A 12,859-nucleotide genomic window follows, 5' to 3' on the forward strand; every position below is an offset into this window, starting at 1 on the left:
AATGTGTGTCCCCCTTCAGGATTACTCTTGGATGGCAAAGTCTTCGATAATGGCCGCGATATGCTTGATGCCTTGGATATAATCGTCGACCGTGATATTTTCATTCGGGGCATGGTTATTCGAAGCAAAATGCCCGACCCCGACGGAAACCGCAGGAATGCCGATGCGCTGGCACATAATGTACATCGGGCCGGTCGCGGGCGACATCGGCTTCAGCGTCGGCTCCGTCCCGTAGACCTGCTTGGCCGTCCGGACGACCGACCGCGCCAGAGCGTTATCGAGCGGCGTACGGGCCGGATACGTCATCGTATACGGAATCGCTTCGATATCGGCGAAGCCGTGCTCGTCCAAGTGCCGGCGTAAAAGCCGGAATATATCGAACGGGTCCTGATCGGGCACGAGACGAAAATCCAGCTTCACTCTCGCTTCGGACGGCAGAACCGTTTTCTTGCCCTGGCCGGTATAGCCCGATTGAAACCCGCACACGGTACAGGTCGGCTGGTAAATCAGCTTTTCTTTCAGCGGCAGACCGGACAGCCCAAGGACGAACGAGTCCAGACCAAACTTCTCCAAAGTGCTTTCTTCGTCGTAATCCATTTGCCGGAGCACTTCGATGTCCGTTTCAGACAAGGCAGCCACCTTATCGTAAAAGCCTTTGATATGTATGCGTTCGTCGGGCGTTTTGAGCGTGTTCAGGGCCCAGATTAACCGCCAGGCCGGATTTTCGATGACGGCGGCATGCGAGGAATGCATCTCCGTATTCGCCCCCCGGCACACAAGCTCGACGTAGCACATGCCCTTCACCCCGAAGCTGGCCTGCAGGCTGCCGTCCGCGTTCTTGTAGCCGAACTCCCAGATGCAGCCGTCCGCTTGCACAAGCTCCCTGTGCGCGTCGACGAATTCGCGGAGATGCAGGCTGCCGATCTCTTCTTCGCCCTCAATAACGAACTTCACGTTCAGCGGAAGCCCGCCCCGCACTGCCGAATAGGCATGCACCGCAGCGAGCCGGGCGGTCAGATTGCCTTTGTTGTCTGCGACCCCCCGGGCATAGATGCGTCCGTCCCGGATTTCGGCGGCAAAAGGCGGCGAGTCCCACAGCTCCACCGGGTCTTCCGGCTGCACGTCGTAGTGGTTATAAAAAGAGAGCGTTTTCTTTTTATCGTTTGCAAACTCGCCGTAGACGACCGGGTAACCGGAAGTGTCGATCCGTTTCGCGTGGCCGCCAATCTCCTGGATCAGCCCCTCCACCATCTTCGCGGTCTCCGCCATTCCCCGGCTTTGCGCCGCAACGCTCGGCTGGCGGCATAACGCCTGCAGCCAGCGGATATACTCGTCCCGGTGCCGCTCGATATAGTCAAAGACGTCCTGCAAGAATAACCACCCCCGATTTAGTGGAAAAATTCCCTTAATAGTCCCTTAATAAACTATAAAACATGTGCTATGATAGTGTCAACAAATAATAATCGATCCGGACCCGCATTTCAGAAGGATTTTTACAGGCTGCTCCGAACTTGGAATAGGTCCGGCATTTTACATTCGGAAAGGACATCAAACGATATGATTGCCAGAGTTGGAGCCGTCGGCCCGAAAGATTCGATCGACCTGATTCGCGAAATCGGCCAAGAGTTTCAAGACCGGCTGACGATCGTTCCGTTCGTCTATCAGAACGTAAGCGAAACGGCGAATATCGTCCGGCGCGAAGAGCATCACATTGACCTATGGGTATTTTCGGGGCAAGCCCCTTACGCGATCGCTCAGGAACAGAACATTAAACAAACGGCGCTTTTCCCGCAGTTGAACGGGTCCTCCCTGACGAAGGTGCTGCTCGAAATCGTATACCGCGACAGGCTGCAGCTCGGACGGGTCAGCTTCGATACGATCCTGCCGGAGCATTTTTACGAAACCTGCGCGGAGTCGGACCTGGCTTACGACGCCATTCCGCTGCTGTCGTATACCGGCTTCAAACCGACAGAAGAGCTGGTCGCCTACCACTCCGGGCTGTTCGCTCAAGGAAAGGTCGACGCCTGCGCCACCTGCTTGAGCCGGGTGTACGAGGAGCTGAAGTCGCGGGGCATTCCCGTCTACCGGATTACACCCAACCGGATGACGATCCGCACGATGCTCCATCTGGCCAGCACCGCGGGCGAAACCATGCATTTCAAAAAATCGCAAATCGCGGTCATGTTCATCGATATCGAGGAGCCGGAAAAGCTGATCGGGCAAAACAAAAGCTCCTACGACGTGCGCCGTCTGGACCTCCAGCTTCAAGAGACGATTCTGGGCCATGTCGAGGCGTTGTCCGGCTCCTTCGTCGCCCTCGGCAACGGCAAATATATCGTCTTCACGACCCGGGGGGCGTTCGAAACGGCCGAGGAGAGCGCCCATCCTTCCGTGCTGCTCGAAAAAATCGCCTTGCTTACCGACCTGAAAACGAACATCGGCATCGGTTTCGGCGTGACCGCGCTGGCTGCCGAGCGCAATGCGCAGATCGCCCTGCAGCATGCCAAAAAAACCGGCAACTTCTGCGCCATTCGGGTCACCGACACGGGCGATATCGAAGGTCCTCTGCGGCAGACCGGCAGCATCAACTTCAACTATCGGACGGAGGATATCAAGACAAGCGAGCTGCTGAAAAGAGCGGGCGTGACGATCACGACCTACAACAAGCTGCTGTCTGTCCAAAAAAACCTGGGGCAAAACTCGATCAGCGCCCCCGACATCGCCGAATGGCTCGGCATGACCAAGCGGAACGCGCGCCGCATCCTCGGCGACCTGGAAGAGCACGGTCTCGTCGAACTCATCGGCGAGGAGGCGCCGACCAGCCGCGGCCGTCCGCGCAAAATATTCCGCGTCAAGGAGCTGCACTAATCGTTCGCCACAACCGCTGCCGCCCGCGAACGGGGCTTATGCACGACGCTGCTTTCGCGGACGGCGGGCAGGGTAGCGCTTTCATAGAACGATACGCCCGATCGTCCCCGCCCTGCCCTCTTTGCCTAGACTTATCCTTCCTGACATGCCAATACAAGCCGGACCAAAATCTCCGTCCCGATCACCAGTACGTCCTCGTCAAAATCGAAGCGGACCTGATGGTGCCCGTCGGTCAGTGGCGAGCCGAACAGCAAGTAAGACGCTTGACCGCCCTGCTTCTGCACGCGGTTCATCATATAGACGACATCCTCCGAGCCGCCTAAATCCATTCTCGGCACGAAAGACTTGACATTGCCCATCTTCTCCGCCTCCTGCCGGATGAGCGGAATTAACCCGGGACTGCTCTCGGCTCCCGGCGCTTCGCCGACGATCTCCCATTTGCAGTCGACGTCATGCAACTTGGCCGTCTGCTCCAGAATGCGTATCGTTTCTTTTTTCATAAAATCGTTCAGCTCGGTCGTCTCACCGCGCGTTTCCAGCTCCATCACCGCTTTGTCCGCTACGATGTTGCGGCCCGAACCCGCTTTGAGCGTGCCGACGTTAATCCGGGTCGCCCCTTCGCTGTGGCGGCTGATGCCGTTCAAATGCACAATCGCCGAAGCTGCGGCCAGCAGGGCGTTGCGCCCTTCCTCCGGAGCCGCGCCCGCATGGGCCGCTTTGCCGGTGAAGACGGCGTTGATCTTGGTCGTCGCCAAGAAGCCTCCGACAGCGCCGACGATTTCGCCCAACATTTTGCTTCGGAAGGCGATGTGGCCGCCGAATAAATAGTCCACGCCGTCGAGCCATCCGGCATCGACCATCGCTTTGGCCCCGCGGCTGCCCTCCTCGGCAGGCTGGAACAGCAGGCGGATTTCCCCGGTCAGGCGTTCCTTGCATCCCGCCAGCAGCTCCGCCACGCCAAGCCCGATCGCTGCATGCCCGTCATGCCCGCAGGCGTGCATCATGTTCTCGTGACGCGAAGCGAAGCCTTCCCGTACGGGACGGTGATCGGCGGCGGCGCATTCTGTCAGGTCGTTGGAATCGATGTCGAAGCGCAGCGCTATGACAGGTCCCGGCTTCCCCGTCCGAATGACTCCCACGACGGCCGTATGACCGTCCCGCATCCGTTCGACCCAGCGCGGATCGGCCCCTTCCTCAATCGCTCTGTTCTCGTGGTACCACAACACTTCGGGCTGGGGAACGCCCATGCGCGAAGCGGATTTGCACGCTTCCTCCCGCACGTGAACATGGTACCCCAACCGACTCAATTGTTCCGCGATAATCGCCGCCGTGCGGTATTCCAGCCAGCCCGATTCGGGGTACATGTGAAAGTCCCGCCTTCTTTGTATGAGCTTGCTTTTGATGCGCAGCACTTCCTGACTGATGTCCATCGGTTTATGATCCTCTCCTGTGCGAAACCTGACTGGCAATTTATTAACGGAATAATTCCTTAATAGTTCCCAATTAGAATATAAAATTTAATACCGCTTCTGTCAACAAGAAGCGGTATTATCCGGGAAGCCAGTTCTTATTCTTGCTTTCCAGCCAAGAGAGAAAGTAAAAACGAGGCTGCGGCGAGTGTCAGGCCCAAGCCGGCGACTCCCGACCATCCTGCCAAATTCCAAGCGGTGCTGCCTGCGGCCGATCCAAAGGCGCCGAACAGAAAAAGGCCCGTCATATAGACGGTATTGATCCGGCTGCGCGCACCGGGCTCTAGAGCAAAAATGACCGACTGATGGGAAACCATCGCCGTCTGAACGCCCGCATCCATCAGCGCCACCCCCAGGCCCAGTCCCGGGATCGTTGGGTAAACGGCAAAAAGCCCAAATCCCGCCAGCGTCAATAAAGCGCCAAGCCCCCGAGTGCTGCCCGGGCCGCGCTTATCGGCGTTACGTCCGGCAAGCGGGGCAGCCAATATTCCCGCGAGTCCAATGATTCCGAAGAGTCCGGCCACATCGCTGCCTAAATGATAAGGAGGTCCTTGCAGCAGCAGGGATAGCGTAGCCCAAAAAGCGGAAAAGCCGGCGAACAGGGCCCCCTGAGCGACAACGGCCCGCCGCAATTGGGGATACGATCGGACCAGTTGGACAAGCGAAAGCATCAGCCGTTTGTAAGAATATGTTTTCTCCGGCTTGAATCGCGGCAGTTTTACGGCAAGCATCGCGCCGATCGCCACAGCGATACCCGCGCCCAAGAAGTACATGGCGCGCCAGCCAAAGTGCTCGCCCACCAAACCGCTCAACGTCCTGGCAAGCAAAACGCCCGCAAGTAAACCGCCCATGACTGTTCCCACCATACGGCCCCGCACTTCCGGCGGCGCCAACTCCGCGGCAAGCGGAATGATGTGCTGCGCGATCGTGGCGCTCGCTCCAACTACAACGGACGCCATCATCAACATCAAAGGGGATGGAGCCAAAGCTGCTGCGACGAGAGCGAGAACCAGCCCCGCCGTTTGCCATAAAATCAGCTTCCTCCGGTCAAACGTATCGCCAAGCGGAACGAGAAGAACGAGGCCAAGCGCGAAGCCGAGCTGGGTTGCGGCCGGAATGAAGCTTACGCTGTTAGCTCCTTCGCCAAAACTATGAGCCATATGCCCTAACAAAGGTTGGTTATAATAAATATTTGCGTTGGAGAAACCTGCCGCTGCGGCCAAAAACAACGTAAGACCACAGATGCCCCGCCCCTTGTCGCTCATATTGCCTTCCCCTTTCTTTGCCGGGGCGGATTACCTTATCGTCGCGTGTTCCGGATACACCCGGTTCACGACATTGTAGTTCAGCCCGGTCCAATATTCGGATGCTTTCGGGTCGGCAATCCGGCGTTCGTCTTTCTCGATTTCGCTGTAATCGTCGGTCATCAGAAAATCCTCTACATCGTTCATGTTGGCAAACGCCATGATCGTAATACCGTCAATTCCGCTTGAAGCGGGATGCCAGAACGGCTCCCCTTCGGATACCGGACCTATATTATGAAGCTGAACGTAACGCTTGACGTATTTGTGCGCCGCAGGCTTCGCCAGCACAAGGCTCGCATGTTGACGGAGCCAGTGCTCCTGAAACTCCTCCCGGCTCATGCCCTCTTGTCTTCGGTGAATCTTGACGAGCAGGATCGGGTCGCGCTGTGTTGCGCTTGGCAATATAATGTGCTCTGTCGCAACAACGGGGGCCAACTCGCGGAAAATGGCTTGGTCTTCAGGAACAATTTTCGTCCGGAGTTTCTCTTGGCTGAATACGGCTTTCAAATCGTCGAGGGTGTTAAAAGCAAGATAGGCCATGCCATCCCAATCCGGTCGTCTGTATTCCGGAATGTGACCGATAACCGTATCGTACAGCTCGCCGTTTGCGTCGGTCGGGGCCACGTAAGGCGGCGGGGTAAAATGGGTCGGACCCGCGGAAATGCGATGCACCTGATCGTAACGGGCCAAGTGCCGGATTTTTCCCTCCTCCGTGTCCTGCGCATAAATAAAACGGGGACCGTGAACCTTGCGCCAATACTCCGCCCATTTTTCATAACCGGTATTCGGATCGCCCCCTAATGCAAGCTTCTGTGAGGGATCCGCAGGGTCGGCAATCGCCTTTCCTTCCTGATCAAGAAGGGTATTCGGATCTCGTCGGCGTTGATCCAGCGGCGTGTTGTCGGCGCGGGACAATAAGGAGGCCAGAACGGTCATTGGCTCCCGGAAGGACCGGTAATTCTCAAGATAGGGCGAACGATGGGAAAACTCACTCTCGCGTGGTGAATGCTGTTTCATGATACTCACTCCTTTTGATATTTTTGTTGGCATGGACTCCATTTAGATATCAAGGCGAATCCAACTTTCGTCTATATTTCTCTATATGTATATATCCAGAATTCTATATATATAACTATAAAAAATAAGCAGGCAGTACCTTACGAATAGGCGTGCCTACAATTCATTCCGCATATATTCCGTAAATTCCCGCAGCAATTGTTCATTTCTTCGGTAATAGGTCCACTGGCCGTAACGTCTGGATTCCAAAAGTCCGGCTTTTTGCATCATGGACAAATAGCTCGAAACAACGGATTGCGTTAACCCGGTTTTGGCTTGAATACTGCCTACGCAAATCCCCCCTTTGAAATCGGCATCTTTGGGCAAGTAGATTTGAGGGCCAAAATGTTCCGGATGCTTTAGCCACTCCAAAATTTGACGACGGGCCTCGTTAGACAACGCTTTAAATATCATCGTGGTATCCATAGCTTTACTATATCTATTTTTTCAGATATGTCAATGTCTATATTGATTGCACTGTCCTGTAGGCGTGACTTTGCTCATGCGTCAAGAAAAGAAAGAGGCAACTCGACCGCCTGCTCTACTCGACTGGGCGTTTTGATCGTTAAACCATCACCTCCTCCATGTGCAGCTGCCGCTCCTCGCTCAAATCGAGAAACGATTCCCCGACCTTGACCAGTGGATGCGTATCGTCATGCGGATTAATGAACACCACCTCTCCCCTCCGACCATCGGTTAGCTTGACACTGCGCCCGATCAAGCCTTTGATCATGTTATCCAGAAAAACAGCGGATACGTGCGGATCCAACTGGCCGAATGCGCCTTTGCGCATCCGGTCGATCACCTCATGGAACGGGAGAGCTTCGTGATAAGGACGGCTGGACGACATCGCATGATACACATCGGCCACGGCGACGATCCGGCTTAACAAATCCGGTTGATTCCCCTTCAGCCTCAATGGGTATCCTCTTCCGTCTGCGCGTTCGTGGTGCTGCAGGGCAACTTGGGCTACACGGGAATTGAGCCCGACCGTTTCCTTTAATAGCTCGTAGCCGTAAATCGTATGCCGCTTCATCTCCGCCGATTCTTCGGGAGTTAATTTGCCGGGCTTCTGCAGGATTTCATCCGGTATTTTTACTTTTCCAGCATCGTGAAGCACGGCCGCCAAGGACAACAGCGCCATATCGGCCTTTCCGAGCCCCAGCCACTTGCCAAGCATGATCGACAGCACCCCGACCCCGACACTGTGCTTGTGGATATACTCCTCGTCCTTTGCCTTAATGGCTGCGAAAATGTAAAACATATCGGGATATTCCGCGATTTCCTGCAGCATAGGAAGCAGCTCGTTTTTGATTTCAAGCAGGGGAACCTTTTTCTTCCGAAGAATGTGTTCGAACAAATTCTTAGAATAGCGGGAAGCCTCCGGCACCAAATCGGCCGGAGCCGGGACGGGACCCGGTGCGTTGTTATCCATTAAGATCACCTCCGAATAATTCACACGGTGCTGCTCCAGCAGCCTGATATGCTCTTGCTCCATCGGGAAGCGCGCAGGAACCAGTACAAGTCCCGCGGCATTGGTAATATCCCGCTCCACCTGCTTGCCGAGCAGTTCTTCTAATGACATGACGGGCCCTCCCTTTTTTTCATATGCTATCAAACCGTCCTCTCAAAATTCTCACAGACATCGACCGGAGCGCAAAAAAAGAAGCCGCCGGAGGGACTCCGACGGCCTGTGTGCGTTACGGATCAATCTTTTCATCCTCTTCCCGGGACCCCTGCGCTGCTCCTTATCTCATCCGGCGGCTCCGTCCCGAACTCCCGGCGATAAGCGGCTTCGAACCGCGCATAATGCGCCGCCAGCTTCTCTATTTTCCCGCGGTTCGCGTACATATCCATCAGGAGCAAATTCATCTCTTCCTGCAGCGGATACAGCGCCAAATAGCTGTCCAGTCTCCGCTCCGCTCTCGTCCATTCTTGTCCGGCAAGATCGCGCTCGACCAGGCTGCGCAGAAGCACCGTATACTGTCTGGCGTACCCTTCTTCGAGCGAAGCTTTCCACAAGTAATCTTTTTTGTCCAACAGCGGACCTTTATACAAGGAACATAACCGTTCCGCTTGCTCTGCATCCTGCATGACTCCGAGCAGCACGGGTCCGTACCGTTCATACGCCAGTACATCATACGTCAAGCCGGCGACATCCAGTCTGTATCCGTCGTTTATTTTCCGGATATCTATTCCGATCTCGTGCCCTTTCAGCAGCTTCTTCAAACGGTAAATCGTATTATGCAAATTATGCGACGCCCGGTCCTCCTTCATTTCCGGCCACAATAAATCGGCCAGATGCCACTTGCTGAGCTCCCGACCCGGATGACACAAGAAAAAAGCGAACAGTTCCTCCGTCTTGCGTGTCGGAAAACGGATCGGCGCCCCTTCCCGATTGCGGACCTCGAAGCCGCCGAAGCAGCGGATCGCGGCCGCGCGTTCCTGCGGCTCGGCAGGGAGAACAGACCGCTGCCACTTGGCCAGACGACCCTCAATCCGTTCGATCGCCGCCGGTGTTACGGGCTTCAGAATATAATCGAAGGCATATACTTGAAACGCGTCCAGAGCATACTGCTTATAGGCCGTACTAAAAATAATTTTGGTCTCTTCGGACAGCTCGTTTATGTTCCGCGCCAGTTCGAGTCCGTTCATCTTCGGCATTTCCACGTCGAGAAAGACGACATCCGGCTTCAGCTCCGGCAGACGGGCCAGCGCTTCCAGCGGATTCGTAAATGCGCCCACAATGGTATAATGCGGATTTTGGCCGATGACATAGTTCATTAAATCCAGAATCGGTTTTTCGTCTTCGACAATAATGGTATGAAACAACCTCTTCCCTCCCAATAAAGCTCGTTCGCAGGCAAAATCCGCTTTCCGGCAGCTTCGTTAACCGTTGCTGCCAGAAGACCCGACAGAGTCCACGGGCAAATACATCGTTACCTTGGTTCCGCTACCCGGCTCGGAGCTAATGATCAATGTAGCTCCCGGGATCGAATCGAGCCGCTTGCGGATGTTCGCAATGGCGATGCCGCCGTCCGACGCCTCGCCTTTGGACATCCGGTACAGCAGATCGTCCGGAATGCCGATGCCGTCGTCCTCGACGACGACTCTTATGTACCCTTCTCCCTCATGAATCTTGAGCGCAACCGTGCCGAACCCCTCCTTTTCGAACAGTCCGTGCCGGATCGCGTTCTCCACGAACGGCTGGATGCATAAAGAAGGAATGTCATGATGATGATCGACCTCGTCCACATCGCATTCAAATTGGAACCGTTCGCCGAAGCGCGCCTTTTCGATCTCGACATACGCCTGAATCAGCTCCAATTCCCTATACAGGGGAACGAACAGCGCGGAGCGGTCCATTTCGAGAATATAGCGCAAATATTGGCTGAGCATCGTCAGCAGATAAGCCGCCTTCTCGCCATTCGTGTAACAGAACGAAATGACGCTGCTCAAGGCATTGTATAAAAAATGCGGCTTGATCTGGGCTTGATGAAACGCATGCTCGCTCTTGATCGCTTCTTGAATCGACGTCTTCATGGCGATCAGCGTCTGAATTCTGGCGATGAGCGTCTCCGCCACAAACGGCTTGGTGATATAGTCGTTCGCCCCGGCTCCGAAGCCGAGAGCAATGTCCTGTGGGGTGTCTTTAGCCGTCGCGAACAAGATGGGCAGATCGAGAATGGAATACTGGTTCCGCAGCATTCGGCACAGCTCGATCCCGGACATACCCGGCATCATGACATCCAGAATGACCAGATCGACCTGCGGATGCTTTTCCAGCTTGACCAACGCTTCTCGGGCGGAAAACGCCGTCAGCACGTTATATTTATGCTGCTTCAGAACGTTAAGCAAAAGATGAATATTCGAAGCCTCGTCATCGACGATCATAATCGTGCAGCCCGGCTGATCCCGGACATCCAGCGGCACGCTGCCGGAGGCGACCCGCTGCGGCTCCGCAGTCGTATACGCCGCTTCGCGATAAGCCGGAATCCGCTCCACGCCCGGCAAAGTAAACATCATTCTCGTGCCTTGACCGATCTCCGACCAATCTACCCGGATTTTCCCTTCCATTCGCTCCACCAGCTTCCGGCTGATGTACAAGCCGACGCCCATCCCGGTGTATCCGTCCTGCGGAAGCGGCTGACCCGGCTGTTCGAAATAGTCGAAGACGGCTTCGTGCTTATCAGGGGCTATCCCCGTTCCCGTATCCTCGACGAAGATCGATACCGTGCCGCCAAGCATACTTGACCTTACCCGCACCGTCCCTTGACTCGTATGCTTGATCGCGTTATGCACGAGGTTGTACATGACCTGACGCAGCCGGTTTTCGTCCGCCCGCACCCAGACGTCGGAACCGACTTGATTGTCAAGCCGCACCTCTTTGCCCAAAAGCTCGAACTGCAGCACATCGAACACGATTTGCACCACGACCCGCACATCCACGACGGTTAGCTGCAGCCGCAGCTCTCCGTGCTTCAGACGGCTGACATCAATCAAGTCGTGAATCAGCATCGACAGCTTGACGGATGTATCCTTGATGAGCCACAAGTTTTGTTTTTGCTTCGAAGATAAATTGCGCTCCTCGTCATCCAGCAAATACGCCGTCATGTTCATGATGCCGTGCAGGGGCGTCTTGATCTCGTGGGACGTCTGCGCCAAAAATTCGTCCTTCAGCTGATTGGAAACCGCCAGCTGATGCGAAAGTGCCTCCGTCTTCTCATAGGCATTGGCGAATCGTACCGCGAGCAGCATGTTGATGAATCCAATGAAGCAGGCAATGCCCACTTTTCCCAGTAAGTCGGTCGGAATCATATTCACCGTATAAAGAATACTGTCGATCATAAAAACCGTCAGCGAGACGATCCCCCCGATAAACAGGGTTAATTCCTTCCGGTTTGCCGCATCCCGTTCTTTGCGGGTGTACAAATAGATCATTCGACCAAGGAGAAACAGCGAAACAACGCCCATATACATTAAAAATAAAGGCTTGATCTCGCTATGCATACGATAGGGCAGAACGACCACGGCCACCATGTAAACAACGATCGGGGCCAGCATTCGGCCGATGGTGCGGGATTTCAGCAAACGGACGTCGATGGAGCAGAAGAACAGCACAATGACAATGCCGCCGAAAAACTCGCTTAAATCGATCAGCTTGTAGGCGATCTCGAAAGGAACCCAAGGCAGCAGCCTCATAAAGATCTTCTCGCCGATCAGCGTTTGCTGCAGCAAAAGAGTTAACAAATACAGGCCGCTGAATAAATACGTTTTATCTCTTCTGCCCAGATAGTAGAAGCTGAGATGGTACGCTCCGAATATGCCCAAAATAAAGATGGACGCAATGTCGGTGCCGATCTGAATGCTGTTGAGCTTCGTCATATCCCCGTGCAATCCGAATTGGATCGAATTGACGATGCCGCCGTTGGCGTACACGTGATTCGCCACTTGAATCACAATCTCGATTTCGCGCCCATTCGTGTGAAAAAAAGCGGTATAAGGCTTATTGCCCGGTTGATGCACGGCTCCGTCCGCTGCGGGATATCCACTGCCCCCTTCGGCCTTTCCATTGACGAACAGGCGGTGGGACATCCGGATGCTTCTTATTTTTAAACCGAACACGTCGTCCGAAGCCGGAACGATCACTTTCAGCCGGTACGTCCCGAAGCCCTGCTTGCTGATGCCGTCGGCTTTTTGCTCCCCTTTCCACGTACCGGGCACGGATACGTAGGAGCCCCCGGCAAGCGGTCCCCGCTCAAAATCGGCAGGCTCCAGCAGCCGCCCTTCGTGAAACTCCCACTCCCCGTCCAAGACGGCCAAGCCCTGCCGGTGAAAATCCCAGCCGGATAAATCCAGTACCCCCCGCTTGGCCGGCGGAGTGTTCCCGTTCGGGATCGTCTGGGCATAAATTGCGACGAATAGCGCCATGGAAAGCGAAAAGATCAAGCCAATCATGATGAGCTTGCGGTAATGTGCGCTTGTCATTTCTAATCTCCTTCCCATGAAATGCCGTCCTACGGTCATTCTATCATTTCAACCTCTCAAAAAACTCACAAAAATATTGATGAAATTACAGGGAAAAGCAAAAACAAAAAAAGAGCAGCTCGCCGCTTGCTCCATGCCGTTCTTTCGTTTAGTTTTGTAAATGCGCCCGCTTGT

The 12,859-nt window shown here is 54.9% G+C and carries 9 protein-coding genes; 1 reads left to right on the top strand and 8 read right to left on the bottom strand.

The window, feature by feature from the left end; translation table 11 throughout:
- Positions 1-21 precede the first annotated feature (21 nt).
- Positions 22-1,371 (bottom strand): M20/M25/M40 family metallo-hydrolase, encoded by a 1,350-nt coding sequence (locus PEL01S_RS02725; protein ID WP_127459166.1) that lies wholly within the window; start codon positions 1,369-1,371, stop codon positions 22-24.
- A 186-nt stretch (positions 1,372-1,557) separates the two neighbouring features.
- Between PEL01S_RS02725 and PEL01S_RS02730 the strand changes: the two genes are divergently transcribed.
- Positions 1,558-2,868 (top strand): helix-turn-helix domain-containing protein, encoded by a 1,311-nt coding sequence (locus tag PEL01S_RS02730; protein WP_127459167.1) that lies wholly within the window; start codon positions 1,558-1,560, stop codon positions 2,866-2,868.
- A 131-nt stretch (positions 2,869-2,999) separates the two neighbouring features.
- Here the strand turns inward: PEL01S_RS02730 and PEL01S_RS02735 are convergent, their stop codons facing one another.
- The 7 genes from PEL01S_RS02735 to PEL01S_RS02765 all read right to left on the bottom strand — a co-directional run bounded on the left by PEL01S_RS02735 (position 3,000) and on the right by PEL01S_RS02765 (position 12,685).
- Positions 3,000-4,298: an amidohydrolase gene (locus tag PEL01S_RS02735; protein WP_127459168.1), complete on the bottom strand. Its 1,299-nt coding sequence runs from the start codon at positions 4,296-4,298 to the stop codon at positions 3,000-3,002.
- A gap of 137 nt (positions 4,299-4,435) precedes the next feature.
- The gene (locus PEL01S_RS02740) at positions 4,436-5,602 is read right to left on the bottom strand and encodes an MFS transporter (RefSeq protein WP_127459169.1); all 1,167 of its coding nucleotides are present in this window, start codon (positions 5,600-5,602) and stop codon (positions 4,436-4,438) included.
- A 30-nt stretch (positions 5,603-5,632) separates the two neighbouring features.
- Positions 5,633-6,658 (bottom strand): EthD domain-containing protein, encoded by a 1,026-nt coding sequence (locus PEL01S_RS02745; protein WP_239551547.1) that lies wholly within the window; start codon positions 6,656-6,658, stop codon positions 5,633-5,635.
- A 156-nt stretch (positions 6,659-6,814) separates the two neighbouring features.
- A complete protein-coding gene (locus tag PEL01S_RS02750; protein WP_063186748.1) occupies positions 6,815-7,123 on the bottom strand; it encodes an ArsR/SmtB family transcription factor in 309 nt (102 codons plus the stop codon).
- Positions 7,124-7,262: 139 nt separating this feature from the next.
- Complete coding sequence (locus tag PEL01S_RS02755) at positions 7,263-8,282, bottom strand: HD-GYP domain-containing protein (RefSeq protein WP_127459170.1); 1,020 nt, start codon at positions 8,280-8,282, stop codon at positions 7,263-7,265.
- A gap of 131 nt (positions 8,283-8,413) precedes the next feature.
- Positions 8,414-9,529 (bottom strand): response regulator, encoded by a 1,116-nt coding sequence (locus PEL01S_RS02760; protein WP_127459171.1) that lies wholly within the window; start codon positions 9,527-9,529, stop codon positions 8,414-8,416.
- 57 nt (positions 9,530-9,586) lie between these two features.
- A complete protein-coding gene (locus PEL01S_RS02765; RefSeq protein WP_239551548.1) occupies positions 9,587-12,685 on the bottom strand; it encodes a hybrid sensor histidine kinase/response regulator in 3,099 nt (1,032 codons plus the stop codon).
- Positions 12,686-12,859 lie beyond the last annotated feature (174 nt).

The organism is Paenibacillus elgii NBRC 100335, from assembly GCF_004000865.1.
Taxonomy (GTDB): domain Bacteria; phylum Bacillota; class Bacilli; order Paenibacillales; family NBRC-103111; genus Paenibacillus_G; species Paenibacillus_G elgii.

Excerpts from the sequence above, each read along its gene's own strand:
- PEL01S_RS02730 (WP_127459167.1), top strand. The coding sequence starts at position 1,558 with ATGATTGCCAGAGTTGGAGCCGTCGGCCCGAAAGATTCGATCGACCTG.
- PEL01S_RS02735 (WP_127459168.1), bottom strand. The coding sequence starts at position 4,298 with ATGGACATCAGTCAGGAAGTGCTGCGCATCAAAAGCAAGCTCATACAA.
- PEL01S_RS02740 (WP_127459169.1), bottom strand. The coding sequence starts at position 5,602 with ATGAGCGACAAGGGGCGGGGCATCTGTGGTCTTACGTTGTTTTTGGCC.
- PEL01S_RS02745 (WP_239551547.1), bottom strand. The coding sequence starts at position 6,658 with ATGAAACAGCATTCACCACGCGAGAGTGAGTTTTCCCATCGTTCGCCC.
- PEL01S_RS02750 (WP_063186748.1), bottom strand. The coding sequence starts at position 7,123 with ATGGATACCACGATGATATTTAAAGCGTTGTCTAACGAGGCCCGTCGT.
- PEL01S_RS02755 (WP_127459170.1), bottom strand. The coding sequence starts at position 8,282 with ATGTCATTAGAAGAACTGCTCGGCAAGCAGGTGGAGCGGGATATTACC.
- PEL01S_RS02765 (WP_239551548.1), bottom strand. The coding sequence starts at position 12,685 with ATGACAAGCGCACATTACCGCAAGCTCATCATGATTGGCTTGATCTTT.